Source organism: Streptomyces sp. DH12, assembly GCF_020873895.1.
Classification (GTDB): domain Bacteria; phylum Actinomycetota; class Actinomycetes; order Streptomycetales; family Streptomycetaceae; genus Streptomyces.
In genome coordinates, this window is sequence record NZ_JAHWGT010000575.1 from 1 (window position 1) to 554 (window position 554).

A 554-nucleotide genomic window follows, 5' to 3' on the forward strand; every position below is an offset into this window, starting at 1 on the left:
TTCCCCGACAGGTCCTTGGGAACACTCACCTCGACGGTGACCAGCAGATCACCGCGGGTGCCGTCCTTGCGGACCGCTCCCTTGCCGCGGGCGCGCAGGGTGCGCCCGTTGGGCGTGCCCGGCGGCAGCTTCAGCGTGACCGGCGGGCCGCCCAGCGTCGGGACCCGGATCTCGCCCCCGAGGGCCGCCTCGGGGTACGTCACCGGCACCGTGACCGTCAGGTTGTCGTCCTTGCGGCCGAACACCGGGTGGGCGCCGACGTGCACGACGACATACAGGTCGCCCGCGGGGCCGCCCCGCTCGCCGGGCGCCCCCTTGCCGCGCAGCCGGATCCGCTGGCCGTCGCTGACCCCCGCGGGGATGCGCACCTGCATCGTCCGCGAGGACTTGGCCCGCCCGCTGCCCTTGCAGACCTCGCAGGGCTCCTCCGCGATCAGACCGCGGCCCTTGCAGTCCGGGCAGGGGTCGGTCAGCGAGAAGCCGCCGCCGGAGCCCCGCGCCACCTGTCCGGTGCCGACGCAGGTCGGGCACACGCGCGGTGTGCCGTTCTTGTC

General features: G+C 74.9%; 1 protein-coding gene. It reads right to left on the reverse strand.

Features of this window, described 5'->3' with window-relative positions; genetic code table 11:
* A partial coding sequence (locus LPA54_RS35855) for a DnaJ C-terminal domain-containing protein (protein ID WP_306806601.1) occupies positions 1–554 on the reverse strand: 554 nt, incomplete at both ends.